Raw genomic sequence first — 23,086 nt, forward strand, 5'->3', positions numbered from 1 at the left:
CCCATGCCGAACACGGAAGTTAAGCACTTGAACGCCGAAAGTAGTTGGGGGCTTCCCCCTGTGAGGATAGGACGTTGCCAGGCCAGTAAGAGACCGATCTGCATTTTGCAGGTCGGTCTTTTTGTGTACCCTAAAAAGCTAAATGTTTGCATTTCACTTTTAAGATGATTACTATTAAATCAAACAATAGTCAAAGATGGTCAGAGAGGTGGTGCCCATGCAAAACATCACAGATATCATCGAAGCCTATTTAAAGCAGATTTTACATGATGAGAAAAAAATCGAAATCAAACGCCAGGAAATTGCAGAACGATTTGATTGTGTACCCTCACAAATCAATTATGTCATCAACACGCGTTTCACGATTGAAAAAGGGTACTTTGTCGAGAGTAAACGTGGTGGCGGTGGGTATATCCGCATTCAAAAGATTGTCATTTTAGATAGTCATGATCTGTTAGACGAAATTAGTCGGTGGGTTGGAAACGATTTGACCGAACAAGCGGCAGAAGACTATCTAGTTCGTTTAATCAATGAGCAACTTTTGACACGACGGGAAGCGATTTTGATTCAATCGTTGCTACAGAAGGAAAGTCTACCAATGGCACTTGAAGATCAACGTCGGATGCGGGCTCATTTGATGCAAACCGTCTTGCAAACCATTAAACGACTGTGACACGGGAGGAATGTGTATGCGTTGTCAGCGGTGTGGTGAACGGGAAGCTGTCGTCCGTGTCAAACTTCCACAAGATCAAGAAGGAACCGAACAAATCCTTTGTTCGGTTTGTGTAAAAGAATTGGCAAAAGCCTATCAAGAAACCGCTTGTCCTTCATGTGGGATGACACGTCAACAACTTTTACATTTACGAAAAGTTGGTTGTGCAACATGCTATTCGTTTTTTAAAGAAGAAGTCGACGGGATGATTCGTCAGTTTCAACACGGTCATACGAAACATTACGGTTCACGTCCTGAAGAAGAGTCGGTCGAAAAACGTTTGGTCCAGCAGTTGAGTCGACTCAGGGAACAGTTGAATCGGAAAATCTTATCGGAAGACTATGAAGAAGCAGAAATCATCAAACAACAAATTGTAAATGTGGAGGAGGATTTGCGCCATGTTTGAAGAACTCTTGACGCAACCTCTCAGTCAAAAAATGGATCAGCAGGCACCTTACGATGATATTGTCGTTTCAACCAGAATTCGGTTAGCACGTAATGTAGCCCACTATCCATTTTCGACAAGAATGACAGAAGATCAGGCAAATGCGTTAATCAATGAAACTGAGCGTCAACTATCGGGGTTGAAAGGTTTTCAATTTGGACGGGTTGACCAAGTCGATGCTTTAACCCGGACTGCTTTAGTAGAAAAGCATTTAATTAGTCCGGCGCTGGCGACACATCCACGGACTGGACTTTTTATAAGTGAAGATGAACAGATCAGTGTCATGGTCAATGAAGAGGATCATTTCCGCATTCAAACGCTTTTACCGGGTTTACAGCTGGAAGAAGCATTTCGGGTTGCGAAGCAGGTCGATCGTTTAATCAGTGAACGCTTTAAGATTGCTTTTGATGATACGCTTGGTTATTTGACGACCTGTCCGAGCAACGTCGGAACAGGTCTGCGGGCTTCAGTCATGTTGCATTTACCGGGACTTGTCCTGACGAATCAAATCCAAGGGTACATTAAACACTTGCGGCAGCTCGGTTTTGCGATTCGTGGGCGTTACGGTGAAGGAAGCGATGCTTCCGGCCGGATGTTCCAATTGTCGAACCAACGGACGCTTGGTGCCAGTGAAGACATGTTGATTACGGATTATCAATTTGCCGTTGAAGCATTAATTGAAGCAGAACAAGCAGCAAGAAAAGGATTATTGGAGACGTATCAAGAAGAACTAGAAGACCGGCTTTACCGGTCATCCGGAATTTTACGATCGGCCCGACTGATTACGGCCCGTGAAGCAACGGAACGTTTATCCGATGTCCGGTTAGCGGACAGTCTCGGTTTGGAGGTCGAACTTCCGCCGAACTTGTTCCATCATTTGCTTGTATCGCTACAAACAGGTTTTCTACAAAAGCATTTCGGGAAACAATTAACATCAAGAGAACGGGACATCGAGCGAGCGACCATCATTCGTCAGATGTTAACCGAACAGACAAACAGGGATCACACACAAGGAGGTTTTGCGTAATGATGTTTGGACGATTCACAGAACGTGCTCAACGCGTACTCGCACTTGCTCAAGAAGAAGCGGTACGTCTTGGTCACCATAATATCGGAACAGAACACATTTTACTCGGACTTGTACGTGAAGGAGACGGGATTGCGGCGAAAGCCTTAACAGCACTCGGACTCAGTTCAGATAAGATTCAAATGGAAGTTGAAGCTTTAATCGGTCGCGGTCAAGACGGTGCGACAACGATTCACTATACACCACGTGCCAAAAAAGTCATCGAGCTTTCGATGGATGAGGCCCGTAAACTCGGTCATTCGTATGTCGGAACAGAACACCTTCTACTTGGTTTGATCCGTGAAGGAGAAGGCGTGGCAGCACGTGTATTAAACAACCTTGGCATCAGCCTCTCGAAAGCACGTCAGCAAGTACTTCAATTGCTTGGCAACAGCGAAACGACAGCGAATGCGTCACAAGCAGGATCTGGCGTCGCAACACCGACACTTGATGGTCTGGCACGCGACTTAACGCAACAAGCACGGGAAACACGTCTTGATCCGGTCATCGGTCGTTCAAAAGAAATTCAACGTGTCATTGAAGTCTTAAGCCGCCGGACGAAAAACAACCCGGTCTTGATCGGAGAACCCGGTGTCGGTAAAACAGCCGTCGTTGAAGGTCTTGCCCAACAAATCATCAATAATGAAGTGCCGGAGACATTACGGAATAAACGTGTCATGGTTCTCGATATGGGGACACTCGTCGCTGGAACAAAATACCGTGGTGAGTTCGAAGACCGTTTGAAAAAAGTCATGGATGAGATTCGTCAGGCTGGAAACATCATTCTCTTCATCGATGAATTGCACACATTGATTGGTGCCGGTGGAGCAGAAGGTGCAATCGATGCTTCGAATATCTTGAAGCCGTCACTTGCCCGCGGAGAACTCCAGTGTATCGGAGCGACAACACTCGATGAGTACCGGAAATACATCGAAAAAGATGCGGCACTCGAACGTCGTTTCCAACCGATTCAAGTAGCTGAACCGACAACGGATGAAGCGACACAAATCTTGTTCGGTCTGCGTGACCGTTATGAAGCGCACCACCGTGTGACAATCACGGATGAAGCGATCCAAGAAGCCGTTACACTCTCGGACCGTTACATTTCAGATCGTTTCCTACCGGATAAAGCAATCGACTTGATTGACGAAGCGGCTTCAAAAGTCCGTTTACGTTCTTATACAGCACCACCGAACTTAAAAGAAGTCGAAGCGAAGCTTGAAGGTATTCGCAAAGATAAAGATGAAGCCGTTCAAAGCCAGGAATTCGAAAAAGCAGCCAGTCTCCGTGATACAGAACAAAAATTACGAGATGAATTGGAACGCTTAAAAGAAGAATGGCAGAACAAGCAAGGCAACGAGAAACTGGAAGTGACAAAAGACGATATCGCCCAAGTCGTCGCCAACTGGACAGGTGTTCCGGTCACGAAGATCGCGGAAGAAGAGACAGATCGTCTGCTTCGCCTCGAAGAAATTCTTCATGGACGTGTCATCGGTCAAAACGAAGCCGTTAAATCGATTTCAAAAGCCATCCGTCGTGCACGTGCTGGTTTAAAAGATCCAAAACGTCCAATTGGTTCATTCATCTTCCTTGGACCAACCGGTGTCGGTAAAACGGAACTTGCCCGGGCTGTCGCAGAAGCGATGTTCGGTGACGAAGATGCGATCATCCGGATCGATATGTCCGAGTACATGGAGAAACATGCGACAAGTCGCCTTGTCGGTTCTCCTCCGGGATACGTCGGATATGAAGAAGGCGGTCAGTTAACTGAGAAAGTACGCCGGAAACCATATTCCGTCATCCTGCTTGATGAAATCGAGAAAGCACACCCTGAAGTCTTCAACATCTTACTTCAAGTGCTTGACGACGGTCGCTTAACGGATTCAAAAGGTCGGACTGTCGACTTCCGTAATACAATCATCGTCATGACGTCAAACGTCGGAGCAAGTGCTCTTAAACGCAATAAATATGTTGGTTTTGCGGTCTCCGATGATACGGATCGTGAGTACAAAGACATGAAGGGTAAAGTTATGGAAGAGTTGAAACGCGCCTTCCGTCCTGAATTCTTGAACCGGATTGACGAAACAATCGTCTTCCACTCACTTGAGAAGAAACACATCGAAGAAATCGTAAAACTCATGGCGAAAACGCTTGAGAAACGCCTTGCAGAACAACAGGTGCATTTCGAGTTGACGCCGGCTGCGCTCTCGAAAATCGCGGATATCGGATATGATCCGGAATACGGAGCCCGTCCAATCCGTCGGGCCCTTCAACGGGAAGCAGAAGATCGCTTGTCAGAAGCATTGCTCGCAGGCGATATTCAAAAAGGTGAGCGGGTGGCACTTGATGTCGAAGATGGTGAATTCATCGTCCGCCGTCATCAAGCTGAACCAGCAACGACCGAATAATTGATCAACAGGGTCCAGCTTTCGCAAGTATGAGGCGAAAGCTGGATTTTTTTCTTGATAAAAAGAAAGGATGAATCGCTTGGCTAAAATAAAGACGAAATTTGTCTGCCAGAGTTGTGGAACGGAATCTCCGAAATGGATGGGCCGTTGCTCCGGCTGTGGCGAATGGAACACGATGGTTGAAGAAGTCGTTGAAGAGAAGAAAGCACGGCGGGGTTCCGCTTTTGTGCATACGACGACTAAACAATTAAAACCGGAACGTTTATCGAATATCCTGTCCCAGGAGGAAAGTCGTGTCTTCACCGGCAGCGGTGAATTTGACCGGGTCCTCGGTGGTGGAATCGTCCCCGGTTCAATGGTCCTTGTCGGAGGAGACCCGGGAATCGGGAAGTCGACGATTTTACTTCAGACGAGCGCACGTCTCGCCGCACGCGGGGAGAAGGTTCTGTATATATCGGGTGAGGAATCGCTTAAGCAAACGAAATTACGGGCGGAACGACTCGGGTTACCGACGCAGGATCTGTTTGTCTTAAGTGAGACGGATATGAATATGATTGAGCGTGTCGTCGATGAAGAAAACCCGGCCTTTTTGATCATCGATTCGATTCAAACCGTCTATATTGATGAAATCCAATCAGCTCCGGGTAGTGTGACGCAAGTCCGGGAATGTACGGCGATGCTGATGAAAATCGCCAAAAGTCGTGGAATCGCCATCTTCATCGTCGGTCACGTGACGAAACAAGGATCGATTGCCGGACCTCGTCTGCTTGAGCATATGGTGGATGCCGTTTTGTACTTCGAAGGAGAGCGCCATCACACGTTCCGGATTTTGCGGGCTGTTAAAAACCGATTCGGTTCGACGAATGAAATCGGGATTTTTGAAATGCGCGAATCGGGTCTTGAAGAAGTCTTGAATCCGTCGGAGATTTTCCTCGAAGAACGGACGTCCGGTGTATCCGGTTCAACAATTGTCGCTTCGATGGAAGGGACGCGGACGGTATTGGTGGAACTGCAAGCCTTGATTTCGCCGACCTCGTTCGGGAACCCGCGTCGCATGGCAACGGGGATCGATCAAAATAAAGTCGCGTTACTGATGGCTGTTTTGGAAAAACGATCGGGCTTGTTGCTGCAGACACAAGATGCCTATCTCAAGGCAGCGGGTGGCGTCAAACTCGATGAACCAGCAATCGATTTAGCGATTTGTGTGGCGGTCGCTTCGAGTTTCCGCGATAAGCCGACACGACCGACGGATGTTGTTATCGGTGAAGTCGGATTGACCGGTGAAGTCCGACGCGTCTCACGGATTGAACAGCGTGTCGCGGAAGCGGCGAAGCTTGGCTTCACACGTGCGATCATTCCGAAGAACAACCTCGGTGGATGGACGTATCCGCCCGGCATCACGGTCATCGGCGTCGAAAGTGTCGATGAAGCATTGCGGGAAACAATTCCATTTTAAGCGGTTTCAACTACGGCAAAAGATGGGGAAGATGTAACAGACATGTAAACAGTTTCCCCATCCTAAGGCGTAGGTGATTCAAATAAATACATGTTACAATGAACTTAAAATAATAAAAGGAGGTGGGAAGATTGAAAATCGTCATCAGGATCTTTTTTGCGTTATTAGGTCTTGCGCTTGGTATCTTGTTGCTTCCTCAATTATTTCAACTGATTGAAGCAGCGACGAAGATGGCTTTCCCGGAATGGTTGATGACCACATACGTAACAGGAACGATTGGTGCACTCATATTTTTATTAATTGGATTATTCATTACGGATTCTGTGATTCGACTTCTCCGGTTTTTAGAAGAAAAGTTAGTGAAAGCACCGGTCGCCGATTTATTTTTCGGCACATTCGGCTTATTGGTTGGCCTTGTCATGGCTTTTCTTGTCAGTATGCTGATTGAACTGGTCGGTATTCCATTACTCAGTAATGTGTTGACTGTGATTGTCGCAGTTTTGTTCGGATACCTCGGATTTACGGTCGGGTACCGGAAACGTCACGAACTGACGAAAGTCTTCTTGCGTAACAGTAACAATCAGTCGGAGAAAAAAGCGGCTGAGCCCGTCGTTGTCGCAAAGTCGAACAGTAAAGTCCTGGATACGAGTGTCATCATCGATGGCCGGATTACCGATATCGCGAAAACCGGATTCGTCGAAGGCAAACTGATTGTCCCGCAATTCGTAATCGGCGAGTTGCAGTATATTGCGGATTCATCGGATACGTTGAAGCGAAACCGTGGTCGCCGCGGGCTTGATGTTCTTAAAGAACTCCAATCGATTCCCGGCATGGAAGTCGAGATTTATGACGGAGACTTTGAGGATGTTCCGGAAGTCGACATCAAGTTGATTAAACTGGCTGAGCTGATGAAAGGCATCGTCGTCACGAACGACTACAACTTAAATAAAGTCTGCGAAGTGCGGAACGTACCGGTCTTGAACATCAATGATTTGGCGAACGCCGTCAAACAGGTCGTCATTCCCGGTGAAGAGATGACAGTCCTTGTGATTAAAGAAGGAAAAGAACAAAAACAAGGAATTGCGTATCTGGAGGATGGCACGATGGTCGTCGTCGAAGAAGGAAAACACTTGATTTCAAAAACGGTTGGTGTTGTCGTGACCAGTGTGTTACAGACGTCTGCCGGACGAATGATTTTTGCGAAACCACAAGAAAAATAACCAGCGGACTGCCAAATCTATTTTGGCAGTCTTTACTTATGAGAAAAGAGGGAACTACATGAAAGAGCACACATACCGGATCGTCATTCCGGCTGCCGGCGCAGGGAAACGGATGGGGGCCGATCGGAACAAGTTGATGCTGACGTTACGAAATCGTTCCATCATCGAGTGGACACTTGACGTTTTTGAGCAGGATCCGGCTTGTCTTGAAATCATTCTCGCGATCAATCCAGCCGAGCAGTCCTGGTTCGAAGGCATTACAGCACCCTATAAGACACCAATCCGTCTTGTCCCGGGCGGACGTGAACGCCAGGAAAGCGTCCAGCGTGGTCTGGAAGCGTTGACGGAGCCCGGAATCGTGTTGATTCATGACGGGGCACGACCATTCGTGACTATTGCATCGATTCAGCAGGTCGTCGAAGCAGCGGAACGGACCGGCGCTGCAATTTTAGGTGTACCGATTAAGGATACCGTCAAACGGATTGACGGCGACACGATTGTCGAGACGGTTCCTCGGGAGCAATTAATGGCTGCTCAAACACCGCAAGCCTTTAAGCTAGAGACGATCCGAAGCATCCATGCCAAAGCGGCAACGGAATTTTTAGGTACGGATGACGCAAGTTTGATAGAATGGGACGGAGGAACGGTGACTTGGGTTACCGGACAATACGAGAACATTAAAGTGACGACACCGGACGATTTATTGTTTGGAGAAGCTATTTTAACGAAACGGGGGAAATGATGATGATTCGAATTGGACAAGGATTTGATGTACATGCCTTTGCAGAGGATCGCAAACTGATTTTAGGTGGAATCGAGATTCCGCATACGAAGGGATTACTCGGGCACTCAGATGCCGACGTCTTGTTACATACGATTGCGGACGCGGCACTCGGTGCCATCGCAGCCGGGGATATCGGGAAACACTTCCCCGATACGGATCCGGAATTTAAAGATGCTGATTCGGCAAAGTTGTTGCAACACGTCTATGCTTTAGTCAAAGCACAAGGCTATGAGCTGGGGAATTTAGATGCGACCGTCATTGCACAAGCACCGAAGTTACGTCCTTACATCGATACGATGCGGGCACGGATCGCGGAGCTGCTGGAAGCGGATATCGAACAGATCAACGTCAAGGCTACGACGACGGAATGGCTCGGCTTTACGGGACGTGAAGAAGGAATCGCATGTCAGGCTGTGATTTTGCTGAAACGAATCGAAGAATAAGGTATACTAGGTAAGCGAATTTTAGACTAAAGGAGTGAATCGGTAATGGCAGAAGTACGTGTACGTTATGCACCAAGTCCAACGGGACACCTTCATATTGGGAATGCACGAACAGCATTATTTAACTACCTGTTTGCACGACATGCAGGCGGCAAGATGATTTTACGGATTGAGGATACGGATCAGAAACGAAACATCGACGGTGGTGTGGAAAGTCAGATGAAGTACCTCGAATGGCTCGGCATCGACTGGGATGAAGGTCCAGGTCGCGGCGGCGAGTACGGTCCTTATTTCCAAATGGAGCGACTCGATCTATACAAAAAGTATACCGACGAGTTACTTGAAAAAGGATTGGCTTACCGGTGCTACATGACATCGGAAGAGCTTGAAGCAGAACGGGAAGCACAAATTGCCCGCGGCGAAGCACCACGTTACTCAGGTGCTCACCGGAACTTGACGCAGGAACAGGAAGAAGCGTTCGTGGCTGAAGGTCGGACACCGTCGATTCGAATCCGTGTACCGGAAAGCGTCACCTACACATGGAACGATATCGTCAAAGAAGATGTTTCGTTCGAATCCAAAGACTTCGGCGACTGGGTCATCGTCAAAAAAGACGGCATCCCGACGTATAACTTTGCGGTTGTCGTGGATGACCACTTGATGGCGATCAGCCACGTCCTTCGCGGAGACGACCATATCTCGAACACACCGAAGCAGATGATGATTTACGATGCGTTCGGCTGGGAGTATCCAACGTTCGGTCACATGACGCTCATCGTCAACGAAGAACACAAAAAGCTGTCGAAACGTGATCAGTCGATCATTCAATACATCGAGCAGTATAAAGATCTCGGTTACTTGCCGGAAGCGTTACTCAACTTCGTGACGTTGCTTGGCTGGTCACCGGTCGGCGAACAGGAAATTTTCACGAAAGAAGAGTTCATCGAGATTTTCGATGCATCCCGTCTTTCGAAAAGTCCGGCTGTCTTTGATCAACAAAAACTGGCCTGGATCAATGGTCAATACATGAAACACCAATCGTTCGAAGAAGTATTCGAAGCAAGTCTGCCGTTCCTGCAGGACGCGGGACGCGTTTCAAGCGAACCGACGGAAGAAGAGCTTGTCTGGGCACAAAACCTGGTCGGATTATACCGGGAACAGATGACGCACGGTGCGGAAATCGTCGAGCTTTCAGAGATGTTCTTTGAGGATGAACTGGTGTATGATGAAGAAGCAAACACTGTCTTGGCAGGAGAAACTGTTCCTGCTGTCTTAAGTGAATTCGCAAGCCAATTGCGGACACTTGAAGAATGGACACCGGAAGCGATCAAAGGGGCGATCAAAGCCACTCAAAAAGCAACCGGACAAAAAGGAAAAAATCTGTTCATGCCAATCCGTGTCGCAACGACCGGACAAACACACGGACCAGAGCTTCCGAACACGATTCAATTATTAGGAAAAGATCGCGTACTTGCGCGTCTGGACGCATAAAATAAAGCGTAGATGAGGAAAGTAGGAACGATGTCCGTTGTACAGAGACGAGCTTGAGTGGTGAGAAAGCTTGAACGGACGCGCTCTCGAAATGCCCCTCTGAGTGCTACCCGAAATCAGTGAGAGTAGGCGTAGACGTATCTCCGGCGTTAACGGACCGGAGAGGGATGATTCGTTCATCCAAACAGAGTGGGACCGCGCTGATTGGCGTCTCTGTGCAGCGATGCACGGAGGCGCTTTTTCTTATGGAGAGGAGAACAAACATGACACGGATGCGTGAAGATATCCGCAATGTATTTAAACAGGATCCGGCAGCCCGGAGTACGATAGAAGTCGTCTTGACTTATCCGGGGTTACACGCTGTCTGGATGCACCGGTTAGCCCACCGTATGTGGAAAATGAATCTGCATCTCGCCGCCCGAATGCTATCGCAATTCAGTCGGTTCCTGACAGGAATCGAAATTCATCCCGGTGCGACGATCGGACGTCGTTTCTTCATTGATCACGGTATGGGCGTCGTCATCGGCGAAACAGCGATTATCGGCGACGATGTCACGTTGTTCCAAGGTGTGACACTCGGGGGAACAGGGAAAGAAACGGGCAAACGGCATCCGACACTCGGAAATGGTGTCCTCGTATCCGCCGGAGCACGCGTACTCGGTGATATCACGATTGGTGATTCGTCGAAGATTGGTGCAAGCTCCGTCGTTTTAAAAGACGTACCGTCCAATGCGACCGTTGTCGGTATTCCCGGACGTGTCGTGATACAGGACGGTATCAAGGTCGATGCACCGCTTGATCATCAATTACCCGATCCGGTTCGTGAATGCCAGGAACGGGTTGAACTGGAACTTGAACAATTAAAATATGAGATTGAACGAATAAAAGGAGGACACCGCCATGATACAACTTTACAACAGCATGACCGGAAAAAAGGAACCGTTTAAACCGCTTGAAGAAGGAAAGGTCAAGATGTACGTCTGTGGACCGACTGTCTATAACTACATCCATATCGGAAATGCCCGTCCGGCCATCGTCTTCGATACAGTCCGCCGCTACTTTACGTACCGGGGCTACGACGTCAAGTATGTCTCGAACTTCACGGATGTTGACGATAAAATCATCCGGACAGCAAATGAGCTCGGAGAAGATTACCACGCACTGACAAAACGATTCATCGAAGCCTATCACGCGGATACAGGGGCGTTAAATGTCCAAAAAGCGGATATTCATCCGCTCGTCACGGAAACGATGGACGATATCATCGCCTTCATCGAAGTACTCGTCAAAAAAGGAAATGCTTACGCGTCAAGCGGAGATGTGTACTTCCGGACACGCAGCTTTAAAGATTACGGTCAATTGAGCCAACAGTCGATTGACGAACTCCGTTCAGGGGCCCGGATCGAGGTCGGTGAGAAAAAAGAAGATCCGCTTGATTTCGTCTTATGGAAAGCGGCAAAACCGGGTGAACCGGCATGGACGAGTCCATGGGGAGAAGGACGTCCCGGTTGGCACATCGAGTGCTCGGCGATGGCGAAAAAATATCTCGGAGATACGATTGATATTCATGCCGGCGGACAGGATCTTAAATTCCCGCACCATGAAAACGAGATTGCCCAATCGGAAGCCTGCAATTCCCAAAAGTTTGCGAACTACTGGATGCATAACGGATTCCTTAACATCGAAAATGAAAAGATGTCCAAATCACTCGGTAACTTCCTGACGGTCCACGAAGCGATTCAAGCGGTCGATCCGATGGTCTTGCGTTTCTTCATGCTGTCGGTCCAGTACCGTCATCCAATCAACTACAGCCGTGACCTGATTGATCAGGCGGCAAACGGGTTGGCACGAATCCGCGAATCGGTCGCAAACGTTGAACATCGTCTGACGATGACAGCTGACCTCGGAACGGCAACAGAAAAATGGTTGAACCGGATTGAAGAAATCAAACAGCATTTCGTCACATCGATGGATGATGATTTCAATACGGCAAATGCCGTGACTGATCTGTTTGACCTGTCGAAGGAAGCGAACCTCTATCTTGGGGAAGATCAAGTTGCAAAAGAAGTCCTGGAACGTTTCTTGGCAGTCTTCCAAGAATTGTCGACGGTTCTCGGTGTGACCCTGACGATTGAAAAAGGGTTGCTCGACGAAGAAGTGGAACAGCTGATCCGTGATCGTGATACAGCACGAAAAGAACGCGACTTCGCCCGGGCGGATGCAATCCGTGATCAATTGCGCGACCAAGGCATCTTGCTTGAGGATACAGCACAAGGGATGCGGTGGAAGCGCGGATGAAGAACTACAAACAATTAAATGCACTGGCACTCGCTTACATGGGCGATGTCGTCTACGAAATGCATGTCCGGGAACGGTTGCTTGAAAAGGGGTTCGTCAAACCGGGTGAGCTGCATCAGGCAGCCATCCAGTATGTCCGTGCCCAGGCCCAAGCGTTCGTCGTGACCCACTGGTTAAATGAAAATACGTTAACAGAAGAAGAGCAAGCCGTCGTCCGGCGCGGGAAGAACGCCAAATCCGGTTCTGTCCCGAAAAGTACGGACGTTCATACGTACCGTTATGCTACGGCGTTTGAGGCATTGCTTGGATATATCTATCTTGCAGAAGGAGGGGATCGTCTTGAAGAACTCATCGGACAAGCGTTCGAATTACTCGAAGCCGAAGCAACGGACGGAAAATAAATCGTTCCAGCCGGCACGAAAACAAAAAGATAAGCCGCATAGCGAAAAGCCGAAACAGAAGAAGGTTGAAACCAAACAGGAAGAGGTCGTGATTGAACCGCTCGCGGAAGGACAAGACTTCCTGTACGGACGGAACCCTGTTCTCGAAGCATTGCGGTCAGGTCGGGAGATGAACAAGCTCTTCATTCAGGAAGGACAGCAGAAAGGACCACTTGCCGTCATCCATGCGATGGCGAAAGAGGCAGGAGTCCAGACACAGATCGTTCCACGTTCCAAATTACATGGTCTGACGGGAAGTGACAACCACCAGGGTGTCGTCGCGGCCGTCGCGGCTTACGAGTATGCAGAACTCGATGATATTTTTGCTCTTGCAGAAAAGAAAGACGAGACGCCGTTGATGATTTTACTCGATGAACTCGAAGACCCGCATAATCTCGGATCGATTCTCCGGACGGCAGATGCTGTCGGGGCCCACGGAATCATCATTCCGAAACGCCGGTCTGTCGGATTGACGCAAGTCGTCGCGAAAGCTTCGACAGGGGCCATCGAGCACATCCCGGTCGTGCGTGTCACGAACCTGACACGGACGATGGAAGATTTAAAGAAAAAAGGAATCTGGTTCGTCGGAACGGATGCCCGCGAGAGTGATGACTACCGGACGCTCGACGGAACGATGCCGCTTGGAATCGTCATCGGTAGCGAAGGAAAAGGCATGAGTCGGCTTGTCCGCGAAAAATGCGATTTCCTCGTCCATCTCCCGATGGCAGGACACGTCACGTCACTCAACGCATCCGTTGCCGCCTCATTGTTGTTATATGAGGTCTACCGGACAAGAAAGCCGTATTCGCGATGAAATACGACCGTCTGATCGTTGATGGCTACAATATCATTGGCGCATGGCCGGAGTTCCGGACATTGCGGGAGCAGGATTTTGAATTAGCACGGGAACGATTGGTCGATGCGATGGCCGAGTACCAAGCCGTGACGGGAATCAGTGTGACGATCGTCTTTGATGCCTATCTGCAACCGGGACGGGAATCCCGAATTAAGAAAAGCGGTATCGAAGTCATTTACACACGGGAAAACGAAACGGCGGATGAATGGATTGAAAAAACAGCAGCGGAATGGTTACAGGATATCCGGGTTAAACTGACGGTCGCAACAAACGATTTCACCGAACAATGGGTCATCTTCACACTCGGTGCCTTACGGGTTTCAGCACAGGAACTGCGCCGGGACTGGAAGGCGGCGGTCGCCGTGATCCGCGGACAGACCATTACGTCAAAAACGAGTCAAAAACCACGTTCGACAATCGATATGCCGGCTGATGTCATTGAACGGCTCGAAGAAATCCGGCGGCGCAAAAATTCAGATTCATGATGAAAACGGAAAAGCGGATTCACGATGCAGTCGTGGAATCCGCTTTTTTTGATCCGGGTGCGTGAGGTGTTCCGGTCATTCCGGGAACAAAAAAGAGGTCATGCCAATTTTCATTGTCGCAGGGCAGGAAATTATTGTATAATTAGAAACAATCGATTAGTTTGTTAGAGAAGCTTGGAGGGATGACGGATGAGTTTGGTTTCGTTCGACCAGTTTGAGTGCATGACCGATGAGGCGCTTGTGGAACAGGCGAAGGTATTTGACAACAGTGATGCGCTCGAATTTCTGATCGAGCGGTATCGGAACTTTGTGCGTGCAAAAGCACGGTCTTACTTTTTGATCGGAGCGGACCGCGAAGATATCATCCAAGAAGGCATGATTGGTCTGTATAAGGCAGTCCGGGATTATCGGACGGATAAGCTGGCTTCCTTTAAAGGGTTTGCTGAACTGTGTATTACCCGGCAGATGATTACGGCGATTAAAACCGCAACACGTCAAAAACATATCCCGCTTAATTCATACATTTCGCTTGATAAACCGATTTACGATGATGAGTCGGAACGGACGTTGCTCGATATCATTACATCGACCGCCCCGTCGGATCCGCAAGTGTTGATCGTCAACCGGGAAGAGTATGCGGATATCGAAAGCAAGATGGATGAGATTCTCAGTGATCTGGAACGCAAGGTGCTTGCGCTTTATCTCGACGGAAGAACCTATCAAGAAATTTCCGACGATCTCGATCGTCATGTCAAGTCCATCGATAATGCCCTTCAACGCGTAAAGAAAAAGCTGGAACGGTATCTCGAAGCGCGAAAACTGACGGTCTGATCGAGAGGTGGATTGACCCCGTTATCCGGGTGTGCTACTGTATAAATAGCGCCTTACTAGCGAGACGCCGCTCATAGGCGTTTTTTTTTACGCTCTTTTTTGGAGAGAGGGTTCTCTTCTTGAAGAGAAGGAGTGGCAAAGAAGGAGGTCGTTTGAGATGGCGAAGAAAGTAGGCCTTGCTTGTGATATTTGCGGTGCCCGCGACTACACGACGATGAAAAAAGAGGATGTCAGCATCCGCTTGGAACTGAAGAAGTTCTGTCGCCGCTGTAACGCGCATACGATTCATAAAGAAGCGAAATAAGGCTTCATCTGTCCCCATTTAATACATCCTGGAGGGAAAGTACGATGAAATTTTTGCGTGACGTATGGAATGAACTGAAAAAGACGAGCTGGCCAAAACGAAAAGAACTGACGAAGTATACACTGACCGTAATCGGTATGGTCATTTTTATGGGTGTCTTCATCTTCGGTGTCGATTCAGGGCTCAGCGCATTCATGAGTTGGTTGATTAAGTAAAAAGAAGAGGTGACGTACCATGGATAAGCAATGGTTTGTTGTCCAGACGTACTCTGGATTCGAAAATAACGTCAAGGCAAATCTTGAACGTCGGATTGAATCTATGAACATGGACGAGAAAATCTTCCGTGTACTCGTTCCAATCGAAACGGTACAGGAAGAAGTAACAAACAAAAAAGGTGAAACGAAAATCAAGGAACGTGAAATCAAGATCTTCCCGGGGTATGTCCTCGTCGAGATGGTCATGACGGATGATTCTTGGTATGTCGTCCGTAACACACCGAACGTCACGGGATTCCTCGGTTCGGTCGGCGGTGGTTCGAAACCGACACCACTTCTTCCTGAAGAAGCAGAAAACATTCTCGGATCAATGGGACTTGTCGACATGAAGAGTCGTTATGACTTTACAATGGGACAAATCGTACGGATCAAAGAAGGCGTCTTTGCGAACCTGGAAGGTACGATCGAAGAGCTTGAAACAGAAGCTGAAAAAATGAAAGTTTCTGTCGATATGTTCGGTCGTGAAACGAAAGTAGAGCTCGATTTCTCACAAGTTGAGAAGATTGACTAAGTTTCCTATTGCGAAACTTTTATTTTAATGGTACAATTTTTCCTGTTTGATGTTGTGCTTATTTCGGTAAATTACTCGTCGAATAGAATGAGTGGGAGGACGCGCAACGTCCAATTAAACCACATTAAAGAATTAAGGAGGTGTGTCTCGTGGCGAAGAAGGTTATGAAACTAGTTAAACTTCAAATTCCTGCGGGCAAAGCAAACCCAGCTCCACCAGTTGGACCGGCACTCGGTCAAGCAGGTGTGAACATCATGGGCTTCTGTAAAGAGTTCAACGCTCGTACACAAGACCAAGCCGGCTTGATTATTCCTGTAGTCATCACGGTTTTTGAAGATCGTTCATTTACGTTTATTACTAAAACTCCACCAGCAGCAGTTCTCTTGAAGAAAGCAGCTGGAATCGAGAGCGGTTCAGGCGAGCCTAACCGTAAGAAAGTAGCGACTGTCAAACGTGACAAAGTTCGCGAAATCGCTGAAACGAAAATGCCAGACCTCAACGCAGCATCTGTTGAAACAGCGATGTTGATGGTTGAAGGTACTGCACGTTCTATGGGTATCGTAATCGAAGACTGAGTCTTTTGATTGCAATGAACAACGATGAGGGTCGCAGGCGGATAGTTACTTGAAGCCTTGCTACCCTTTCATTATGTGGGAGGATTTTCCGCACAACCACAAAGGAGGAACCTAAAATGGGTAAGAAGTATAAAGAAGCTGCTAAACTTATCGATCGTACGGTTTCATACGAACTCGCTGAAGCTGTAGATTTGACTAAAAAGTCTGCAACTGCGAAATTCGATGAAACAATCGAACTTGCTGTTCGTCTCGGAGTCGATCCGAAGAAAGCAGATCAACAAATCCGTGGAGCAGTCGTATTGCCACACGGTACTGGTAAAACACAAAAAGTTCTCGTCTTTGCTAAAGGTGAGAAATTAAAAGAAGCGGAAGCTGCTGGAGCAGATTTCGCTGGTGATTCTGAGTACATCACTAAAATCCAACAAGGATGGTTCGACTTCGATGTTATCGTTGCGACACCTGACATGATGGGTGAAGTTGGTAAACTCGGCCGTGTTCTCGGACCTAAAGGCCTCATGCCTAACCCGAAAACAGGAACAGTTACATTTGACGTCACTAAAGCAATCAACGATATCAAAGCTGGTAAAGTTGAGTACCGTGTCGACAAATCTGGTAACATCCACGTTCCAGTCGGTAAAAAATCATTTGATGACGCTAAATTGGTTGAGAACATCAACACAGTCATCGAAACTCTCGTTAAAGTTAAACCAGCTACTGCTAAAGGTGTTTACCTTAAGAACATCGCGATCGCTTCTACAATGGGTCCTGGTGTAAAAGTATCTGCAGTTGACTTCGCGAAATAATTTCGTCTAAAACGAACTTGACAACGTTCTAAGAACGCTGTTACAGTATAAAACGTTGATATATTCGACATACCGTAGACAGAAGGTGCTCATCGATTGAGCATAAACCCTTCCGAGGTGTTCTTGCTCAGAGAGCCTGTTTGTTCAGGTATCCTTTTTGACGATTACGCCTCCTCTGCCTGGCAGACGGAGGCTTTTTATTTGAAATCGAGCAGCCCCTCGCGCCGGTACATTCCATTTACCAGGAGGTGCAACAGAAATGGCAAACGAAAAAGTTATCGCTGTCAAAGCGGATCTCGTATCTGAGATCGCTGAGAAAATGCAAGCGAGCGCTGGAACAATCGTCGTCGACTACCGTGGTCTCACAGTAGACGAAGTAACAGAACTTCGTAAACAACTCCGCGAAGCGGGTGTTGAATTCAAAGTTTACAAAAACGGTCTCCTCCGCCGTGCTGCAGTTCAAAGCAATCTTGAAGGTCTTGACGAAGTATTTACAGGTCCTACTGCGATCGCCTTCAGCAATGAAGACGTTATCGCTCCAGCTAAGATCTTAAACAACTTCTCGAAAGACCACAAAGCTCTTGAGCTTAAAGGTGGTATCATCGAAGGCAAAGTCACTTCAGTAGAAGATGTCAAAGCCCTTGCGGAACTTCCATCACGCGAAGGTCTCCTTTCGATGCTTCTCAGCGTGCTTCAAGCGCCAATCCGTGGTCTTGCGGTGGCAACGAACGCAATTGCAGAGCAAAAAGAAGAACAATCTGCTTAATGTCCGCTTAGCGGGATAGGCAAACACACAATTTTTCACACCCCAACGTGGGTTAAATCAAAGGAGGAAAACCATAATGGCTTTCAACAAAGAGCAATTTATCGAAGACCTCAAGGGCATGACTGTTCTTGAACTTAACGAACTCGTAAAAACAATCGAAGAAGAATTCGGCGTATCAGCAGCAGCTCCAGTAGCAGCAGCAGGTGCAGGCGCAGCAGCAGCTGAAGAGCAAACTGAATTCGACGTAATCCTTACTAGCGCAGGTTCTGGTAAAATCAACGTCATCAAAGCAGTTCGCGAATTGACAGGCCTCGGTCTTAAAGAAGCGAAAGCACTCGTTGACGGAACTCCAGCTCCAGTTAAAGAAGGCGTTTCGAAAGAAGACGCTGACGCAATCAAAGCTAAGCTTGAAGAAGCTGGCGCAAGCGTAGAAGTTAAGTAATTTTCTTCTTCACGTAAAACAAAAGAAGCTCGCTTTGCGGGCTTCTTTTGTTTTCAACTTTAATATAGAGAGGGGAAGGAAACATGGCAGATCATTATTACACAAATGATCCCTCCTCGAAACGGGATCCAAAGTCGTGGGAATTCGTTTTACGTGGTGAAACGTTCCGCTTCACTTCGGATCATGGAGTGTTTTCAAAAGGCGGCGTTGATTTCGGTTCACGTCTACTGATTGAAGCCTTCACAGAGCCGGATGTATCGGGTGCTATCCTGGATGTCGGATGCGGATACGGTCCGATGGGGATTTCGCTTGCGAAAACGACCGGACGGGAAGCTGTTTTAGTAGATGTAAATGAGCGGGCCCTTGAGCTTGCGGCTGACAATGCACGTGCGAATGGTGTTTCCGTGACGACCGGTGTAAGTGACGGATATGCTGGCGTGGTTGGACAGACGTTTGCAGCGATCGTGACGAATCCACCGATTCGGGCGGGGAAGACGGTTGTTCACCGGATTTTACGGGAAGCGTATGATCATCTTGAAGTGGGCGGCGCTTTATGGGTCGTCATTCAAAAGAAACAAGGCGGACCATCCGCGAAGAAGTTGATGGAAGAAGTATTCGGTTCATGTGAGACGGTTACCCGCGATAAAGGGTATTCAATATTTAAATCAATTCGGTCTTGACAAATCGAGTGATTTGTCGTTGACCTTGTCTAATGTCTATGATAGTATTATAAAATGCCATTGGAGTGATTTTTGGATAAGCAGTTTGAAGCAGCTGGCGTTCTCGACTACAGATGATTGAGTAGACAAGACGTCGCTTTTTTGCGCTTATCGGTCAAAAAATGGCTTCAATGTTCGATATTACACCCGTCCTTCTCAAGAAGAAGAACTGGGTCTGAGAGGTGAATCAGTTGACTGGTCAACTTGTTCAGTACGGTCGTCACCGTCAGAGAAGAAGCTATGCACGTATCAGCGAAGTTCTAGAACTTCCAAACCTTATTGAGATTCAAACGAATTCATACGAATGGTTCCTGCGGGAAGGTCTTCGTGAGATGTTTCATGATATCTCGCCGATTTCTGACTTTACGGGAAATCTCGTATTAGAATTCATCGACTACTCGCTCGGAGAGCCGAAGTATTCGATTGATGAATCAAAAGAGCGCGATGTGACCTATTCGGCACCACTACGCGTAAAAGTCCGTCTTCAAAACAAAGAGACGGGTGAATTGAAGGAACAAGAAGTATTTATGGGTGACTTCCCGCTTATGACGGAGTCGGGAACATTCATTATTAATGGTGCGGAACGAGTTATCGTTTCCCAGCTTGTTCGTTCGCCAAGTGTGTATTACAACAATAAGTTAGATAAAAACGGTAAACGTGGATTTTCGGCAACGGTCATCCCGAACCGTGGAGCATGGCTCGAACTTGAGACAGATGCGAAAGATATCGTATACGTCCGAATCGACCGCACGCGTAAGATTCCAGTAACGGTTCTTTTACGTGCTCTTGGTTTCGGTACGGATCAGGAAATCATCGATCTCCTTGGAGATGATGAGTACCTCCGTAACTCCCTTGAAAAAGATAATACAGAAACAACGGAAAAAGCCCTCATCGAGATTTATGAGCGTCTGCGTCCGGGAGAGCCACCGACTGTCGAAAATGCGAAAGCACTTCTCGTGTCACGGTTCTTTGACCCGAAACGTTATGATTTGGCAAACGTTGGTCGTTATAAAATCAATAAGAAGCTTCATCTGAAGAATCGTCTGTTCGGGCAAAAACTGGCGGAAACGCTTGTCGATCCGGAAACAGGCGAAGTAATCGCAGAAGAAGGAACAGTTCTTGACCGTCGTATGCTCGACAAAGTCTTGCCATTCCTTGAAGGATCTGTCGGTTACATCGAAGCGACGCCAACTGGCGGAGTAACGCAAGGCGAAGCCTTCAACTTACAATCGATCAAGGTGTTCGCACCGGACGATGCTGAAGGTGAACGCATCATCAATATCATCGGTAACGGTAACATCGATCGTGACATCAAGCACATCACGCCTGCTGACATGATTGCTGCGATCAACTATTTCTTCAACTTGTTGCATGAAGTAGGAACGACAGACGATATCGACCACCTCGGTAACCGTCGTCTCCGTTCAGTCGGTGAATTGCTCCAAAACCAGTTCCGGATCGGGCTTTCCCGTATGGAGCGTGTCGTTAAGGAGCGAATGTCGATTCAAGACCAGAATGCGATCACGCCGCAGGCATTGATCAACATTCGTCCTGTTATCGCATCGATTAAAGAGTTCTTCGGTAGCTCGCAGTTATCACAGTTCATGGACCAAACGAACCCGCTTGCTGAGTTGACGCACAAACGTCGTCTATCTGCACTCGGACCCGGTGGTCTTACACGTGAGCGCGCTGGCTTTGAAGTTCGAGATGTTCACTACTCGCACTATTCCCGTATGTGTCCAATCGAAACGCCGGAGGGTCCGAACATCGGGCTGATCAACTCACTGTCTTCGTTCGCGAAAGTCAATGAGTATGGTTTCATCGAAGCGCCATACCGTCGTGTCGATCCGGAAACGGGTGTCGTCACGAATGAAATTCACTACATGACGGCCGACGAAGAGGATCTCTACGTCGTCGCACAGGCAAACATGTTGTTGACGGAAGAGAAGACGTTCCAAGATACACACGTCTTGTCACGTTTCCGCGGACAAAACTTGTCTGTCGAACCAGCTCGTGTCGATTACATGGACGTTTCACCGAAACAGGTTGTTTCGGCAGCGACGGCATGTATCCCGTTCTTAGAGAACGATGACTCGAACCGTGCCCTCATGGGAGCGAACATGCAACGTCAGGCCGTACCTCTTCTTGATCCGGAATCACCAATCGTTGGTACCGGTATGGAGTACGTGTCTGCAAAAGACTCAGGGGCTGCCGTTGTTGCAAAACATTCAGGTATCGCTGAGCGTGTAACGGCACGTGAAATCCTTGTCCGTCGTACGACGGAAGTCGATGGCAACATCGTTCAAGGTGAGCTTGACCGCTACAAGATCCAAAAATTCATCCGTTCTAACCAAGGAACGTGCTATAACCAAAAACCAATCATCAAAGTAGGAGATCCTGTCGATAAAGGCGAGATCCTTGCAGATGGTCCATCGATGGACGGTGGGGAACTTGCGCTTGGTCGTAACGTACTCGTCGGTTTCATGACATGGGATGGTTACAACTACGAGGATGCTGTCATCATGAGCGAACGTCTCGTGAAAGACGACGTCTACACGTCGATCCACATTGAAGAGTATGAGTGTGAATCACGTGATACAAAACTCGGACCGGAAGAGATCACGCGTGACATTCCGAACGTCGGCGACGACGCCCTGAAAAACCTCGACGACCGCGGAATCATCCGTGTCGGTGCTGAAGTAAAAGACGGGGATATCCTAGTCGGTAAAGTTACACCTAAGGGCGTAACGGAATTGACGGCTGAAGAACGCCTGCTTCATGCAATCTTCGGTGAAAAAGCACGTGAAGTCCGTGATACGTCACTTCGTGTTCCACACGGCGGCGACGGCATCATCCTTGACGTGAAAATCTTCGATCGTGATAACGGCGACGAGCTGTCACCTGGTGTCAACCAGTTGATCCGTGCGTACATCGTTCAGAAGCGTAAGATTCACGAAGGAGATAAAATGGCTGGACGTCACGGTAACAAAGGTGTTATCTCACGTATCCTGCCAGAAGAAGACATGCCGTACATGCCAGACGGCACACCAATCGACATCATGTTGAACCCACTTGGTGTACCATCGCGGATGAACATCGGGCAGTTGCTCGAGCTTCACCTTGGTATGGCTGCACGCCAACTCGGAATCAAAGTCGCATCACCGGTATTCGATGGTGCACGTGAGGAAGATGTTTGGGCAACGATTGAAGAAGCCGGTATGGACCGCGACGCTAAAACGATCCTGTATGATGGACGTTCTGGTGAAGCCTTCGATAACCGCATCTCGGTTGGTGTCATGTATATGATCAAACTCGCCCACATGGTCGATGATAAACTTCACGCACGTTCGACGGGTCCTTACTCGCTCGTTACGCAGCAGCCGCTCGGTGGTAAAGCCCAGTTCGGTGGACAGCGTTTCGGTGAGATGGAAGTATGGGCACTTGAAGCATACGGTGCCGCTTATACGCTCCAAGAGATCCTGACAATTAAATCCGATGATACAATCGGTCGTGTTAAAGCATATGAAGCGATCGTTAAAGGCGAAAATGTACCACAACCGGGCGTGCCGGAATCGTTCCGAGTCCTCATTAAAGAGCTTCAATCCCTTGGTATGGATGTTAAGATGATGTCTGCCGAAGATGAAGAGATCGAAATGAAAGACGACGACGAGGACAACATCCCGAACGCGACTCCAGCACTCGAAGAAGTTCAAGCGCCTGTCGCACCAGTTGTTACTGAAGAGGAATAAGCGAAAG

General features: G+C 48.1%; 24 protein-coding genes, 1 rRNA gene and 2 other annotated features. All 25 genes read left to right on the forward strand.

All coding sequences use genetic code 11. The features are described from left to right. Positions 1 to 83: ribosomal RNA gene (rrf, locus tag KNP91_RS15910) — 5S ribosomal RNA — on the forward strand; the annotation flags it as partial. A 134-nt stretch (positions 84 to 217) separates the two neighbouring features. Then, a complete protein-coding gene (locus tag KNP91_RS14630; RefSeq protein ID WP_012368978.1) occupies positions 218 to 673 on the forward strand; it encodes a CtsR family transcriptional regulator in 456 nt (151 codons plus the stop codon). 16 nt (positions 674 to 689) lie between these two features. Next, positions 690 to 1,118 (forward strand): hypothetical protein, encoded by a 429-nt coding sequence (locus tag KNP91_RS14635; RefSeq protein WP_012368979.1) that lies wholly within the window; start codon positions 690 to 692, stop codon positions 1,116 to 1,118. Next, the gene (locus tag KNP91_RS14640) at positions 1,111 to 2,184 is read left to right on the forward strand and encodes an ATP--guanido phosphotransferase (protein WP_012368980.1); all 1,074 of its coding nucleotides are present in this window, start codon (positions 1,111 to 1,113) and stop codon (positions 2,182 to 2,184) included. Before KNP91_RS14635 ends, KNP91_RS14640 begins: the two co-directional genes overlap by 8 nt. Then, on the forward strand, positions 2,184 to 4,631 hold the full coding sequence (gene clpC, locus KNP91_RS14645; protein WP_012368981.1) for an ATP-dependent protease ATP-binding subunit ClpC: 2,448 nt from the start codon (positions 2,184 to 2,186) through the stop codon (positions 4,629 to 4,631). Before KNP91_RS14640 ends, clpC begins: the two co-directional genes overlap by 1 nt. A gap of 79 nt (positions 4,632 to 4,710) precedes the next feature. Further along, entirely contained in the window at positions 4,711 to 6,087 is a 1,377-nt protein-coding gene (gene radA / locus KNP91_RS14650) for a DNA repair protein RadA (protein ID WP_234944553.1), read from the forward strand. 131 nt (positions 6,088 to 6,218) lie between these two features. Beyond that, the gene (locus tag KNP91_RS14655) at positions 6,219 to 7,307 is read left to right on the forward strand and encodes a PIN/TRAM domain-containing protein (RefSeq protein WP_012368983.1); all 1,089 of its coding nucleotides are present in this window, start codon (positions 6,219 to 6,221) and stop codon (positions 7,305 to 7,307) included. Positions 7,308 to 7,365: 58 nt separating this feature from the next. Continuing rightward, positions 7,366 to 8,049 (forward strand): 2-C-methyl-D-erythritol 4-phosphate cytidylyltransferase, encoded by a 684-nt coding sequence (gene ispD, locus KNP91_RS14660; RefSeq protein ID WP_214850818.1) that lies wholly within the window; start codon positions 7,366 to 7,368, stop codon positions 8,047 to 8,049. A gap of 2 nt (positions 8,050 to 8,051) precedes the next feature. After that, positions 8,052 to 8,534 (forward strand): 2-C-methyl-D-erythritol 2,4-cyclodiphosphate synthase, encoded by a 483-nt coding sequence (ispF, locus tag KNP91_RS14665; protein ID WP_041261398.1) that lies wholly within the window; start codon positions 8,052 to 8,054, stop codon positions 8,532 to 8,534. A 45-nt stretch (positions 8,535 to 8,579) separates the two neighbouring features. Beyond that, complete coding sequence (gltX, locus tag KNP91_RS14670) at positions 8,580 to 10,025, forward strand: glutamate--tRNA ligase (RefSeq protein ID WP_012368986.1); 1,446 nt, start codon at positions 8,580 to 8,582, stop codon at positions 10,023 to 10,025. Then, positions 10,026 to 10,243 (forward strand) — a binding site (T-box leader). A 45-nt stretch (positions 10,244 to 10,288) separates the two neighbouring features. Then, positions 10,289 to 10,972, forward strand: a complete 684-nt coding sequence (gene cysE / locus KNP91_RS14675; protein ID WP_012368987.1) for a serine O-acetyltransferase — start codon at positions 10,289 to 10,291, stop codon at positions 10,970 to 10,972. Continuing rightward, entirely contained in the window at positions 10,926 to 12,323 is a 1,398-nt protein-coding gene (gene cysS, locus KNP91_RS14680; protein ID WP_012368988.1) for a cysteine--tRNA ligase, read from the forward strand. Before cysE ends, cysS begins: the two co-directional genes overlap by 47 nt. Continuing rightward, positions 12,320 to 12,724 (forward strand): Mini-ribonuclease 3, encoded by a 405-nt coding sequence (locus KNP91_RS14685; RefSeq protein WP_214850820.1) that lies wholly within the window; start codon positions 12,320 to 12,322, stop codon positions 12,722 to 12,724. Before cysS ends, KNP91_RS14685 begins: the two co-directional genes overlap by 4 nt. Positions 12,725 to 12,812: 88 nt before the next feature. Further along, a complete protein-coding gene (gene rlmB / locus KNP91_RS14690; RefSeq protein WP_012368990.1) occupies positions 12,813 to 13,577 on the forward strand; it encodes a 23S rRNA (guanosine(2251)-2'-O)-methyltransferase RlmB in 765 nt (254 codons plus the stop codon). Then, positions 13,574 to 14,104, forward strand: coding sequence for an NYN domain-containing protein (locus KNP91_RS14695; RefSeq protein WP_012368991.1), 531 nt, complete (start codon positions 13,574 to 13,576; stop codon positions 14,102 to 14,104). The genes rlmB and KNP91_RS14695 overlap by 4 nt, the downstream gene beginning before the upstream one ends. 189 nt (positions 14,105 to 14,293) lie before the next feature. After that, positions 14,294 to 14,935: an RNA polymerase sporulation sigma factor SigH gene (sigH, locus tag KNP91_RS14700; protein ID WP_012368992.1), complete on the forward strand. Its 642-nt coding sequence runs from the start codon at positions 14,294 to 14,296 to the stop codon at positions 14,933 to 14,935. 157 nt (positions 14,936 to 15,092) lie between these two features. Then, positions 15,093 to 15,239, forward strand: coding sequence for a 50S ribosomal protein L33 (gene rpmG / locus KNP91_RS14705; RefSeq protein WP_012368993.1), 147 nt, complete (start codon positions 15,093 to 15,095; stop codon positions 15,237 to 15,239). Positions 15,240 to 15,283: 44 nt separating this feature from the next. Beyond that, entirely contained in the window at positions 15,284 to 15,454 is a 171-nt protein-coding gene (gene secE / locus KNP91_RS14710; protein WP_012368994.1) for a preprotein translocase subunit SecE, read from the forward strand. A gap of 19 nt (positions 15,455 to 15,473) precedes the next feature. Next, on the forward strand, positions 15,474 to 16,025 hold the full coding sequence (gene nusG / locus KNP91_RS14715) for a transcription termination/antitermination protein NusG (RefSeq protein WP_012368995.1): 552 nt from the start codon (positions 15,474 to 15,476) through the stop codon (positions 16,023 to 16,025). A 149-nt stretch (positions 16,026 to 16,174) separates the two neighbouring features. After that, the gene (gene rplK, locus KNP91_RS14720) at positions 16,175 to 16,600 is read left to right on the forward strand and encodes a 50S ribosomal protein L11 (RefSeq protein ID WP_012368996.1); all 426 of its coding nucleotides are present in this window, start codon (positions 16,175 to 16,177) and stop codon (positions 16,598 to 16,600) included. 116 nt (positions 16,601 to 16,716) lie between these two features. Beyond that, a complete protein-coding gene (gene rplA, locus KNP91_RS14725) occupies positions 16,717 to 17,403 on the forward strand; it encodes a 50S ribosomal protein L1 (protein ID WP_012368997.1) in 687 nt (228 codons plus the stop codon). Positions 17,404 to 17,457: 54 nt separating this feature from the next. Beyond that, positions 17,458 to 17,612 (forward strand) — a sequence feature (ribosomal protein L10 leader region). Between the two features lie 50 nt (positions 17,613 to 17,662). After that, on the forward strand, positions 17,663 to 18,169 hold the full coding sequence (rplJ, locus tag KNP91_RS14730; RefSeq protein ID WP_012368998.1) for a 50S ribosomal protein L10: 507 nt from the start codon (positions 17,663 to 17,665) through the stop codon (positions 18,167 to 18,169). Between the two features lie 76 nt (positions 18,170 to 18,245). Then, positions 18,246 to 18,611, forward strand: coding sequence for a 50S ribosomal protein L7/L12 (gene rplL, locus KNP91_RS14735; RefSeq protein WP_012368999.1), 366 nt, complete (start codon positions 18,246 to 18,248; stop codon positions 18,609 to 18,611). A gap of 83 nt (positions 18,612 to 18,694) precedes the next feature. Further along, positions 18,695 to 19,291 carry a class I SAM-dependent methyltransferase gene (locus KNP91_RS14740; protein WP_214850823.1) on the forward strand — a complete coding sequence of 199 codons (597 nt, stop codon included), beginning with the start codon at positions 18,695 to 18,697 and terminating at the stop codon, positions 19,289 to 19,291. Between the two features lie 230 nt (positions 19,292 to 19,521). Beyond that, positions 19,522 to 23,079 carry a DNA-directed RNA polymerase subunit beta gene (gene rpoB, locus KNP91_RS14745; RefSeq protein ID WP_214767216.1) on the forward strand — a complete coding sequence of 1,186 codons (3,558 nt, stop codon included), beginning with the start codon at positions 19,522 to 19,524 and terminating at the stop codon, positions 23,077 to 23,079. Positions 23,080 to 23,086 lie beyond the last annotated feature (7 nt).

Source organism: Exiguobacterium sp. s138, from assembly GCF_018618775.1.
GTDB lineage: Bacteria > Bacillota > Bacilli > Exiguobacteriales > Exiguobacteriaceae > Exiguobacterium_A > Exiguobacterium_A artemiae.

Bases quoted from the DNA above. Each gene is read 5' to 3' on its own strand.
- KNP91_RS14630 (WP_012368978.1), top strand. From the start codon at position 218: ATGCAAAACATCACAGATATCATCGAAGCCTATTTAAAGCAGATTTTA.
- KNP91_RS14635 (WP_012368979.1), top strand. From the start codon at position 690: ATGCGTTGTCAGCGGTGTGGTGAACGGGAAGCTGTCGTCCGTGTCAAA.
- KNP91_RS14640 (WP_012368980.1), top strand. From the start codon at position 1,111: ATGTTTGAAGAACTCTTGACGCAACCTCTCAGTCAAAAAATGGATCAG.
- clpC (WP_012368981.1), top strand. From the start codon at position 2,184: ATGATGTTTGGACGATTCACAGAACGTGCTCAACGCGTACTCGCACTT.
- ispD (WP_214850818.1), top strand. From the start codon at position 7,366: ATGAAAGAGCACACATACCGGATCGTCATTCCGGCTGCCGGCGCAGGG.
- ispF (WP_041261398.1), top strand. From the start codon at position 8,052: ATGATTCGAATTGGACAAGGATTTGATGTACATGCCTTTGCAGAGGAT.
- gltX (WP_012368986.1), top strand. From the start codon at position 8,580: ATGGCAGAAGTACGTGTACGTTATGCACCAAGTCCAACGGGACACCTT.
- cysE (WP_012368987.1), top strand. From the start codon at position 10,289: ATGACACGGATGCGTGAAGATATCCGCAATGTATTTAAACAGGATCCG.
- cysS (WP_012368988.1), top strand. From the start codon at position 10,926: ATGATACAACTTTACAACAGCATGACCGGAAAAAAGGAACCGTTTAAA.
- KNP91_RS14685 (WP_214850820.1), top strand. From the start codon at position 12,320: ATGAAGAACTACAAACAATTAAATGCACTGGCACTCGCTTACATGGGC.
- KNP91_RS14695 (WP_012368991.1), top strand. From the start codon at position 13,574: ATGAAATACGACCGTCTGATCGTTGATGGCTACAATATCATTGGCGCA.
- sigH (WP_012368992.1), top strand. From the start codon at position 14,294: ATGAGTTTGGTTTCGTTCGACCAGTTTGAGTGCATGACCGATGAGGCG.
- rpmG (WP_012368993.1), top strand. From the start codon at position 15,093: ATGGCGAAGAAAGTAGGCCTTGCTTGTGATATTTGCGGTGCCCGCGAC.
- secE (WP_012368994.1), top strand. From the start codon at position 15,284: ATGAAATTTTTGCGTGACGTATGGAATGAACTGAAAAAGACGAGCTGG.
- nusG (WP_012368995.1), top strand. From the start codon at position 15,474: ATGGATAAGCAATGGTTTGTTGTCCAGACGTACTCTGGATTCGAAAAT.
- rplA (WP_012368997.1), top strand. From the start codon at position 16,717: ATGGGTAAGAAGTATAAAGAAGCTGCTAAACTTATCGATCGTACGGTT.
- rplJ (WP_012368998.1), top strand. From the start codon at position 17,663: ATGGCAAACGAAAAAGTTATCGCTGTCAAAGCGGATCTCGTATCTGAG.
- rplL (WP_012368999.1), top strand. From the start codon at position 18,246: ATGGCTTTCAACAAAGAGCAATTTATCGAAGACCTCAAGGGCATGACT.
- KNP91_RS14740 (WP_214850823.1), top strand. From the start codon at position 18,695: ATGGCAGATCATTATTACACAAATGATCCCTCCTCGAAACGGGATCCA.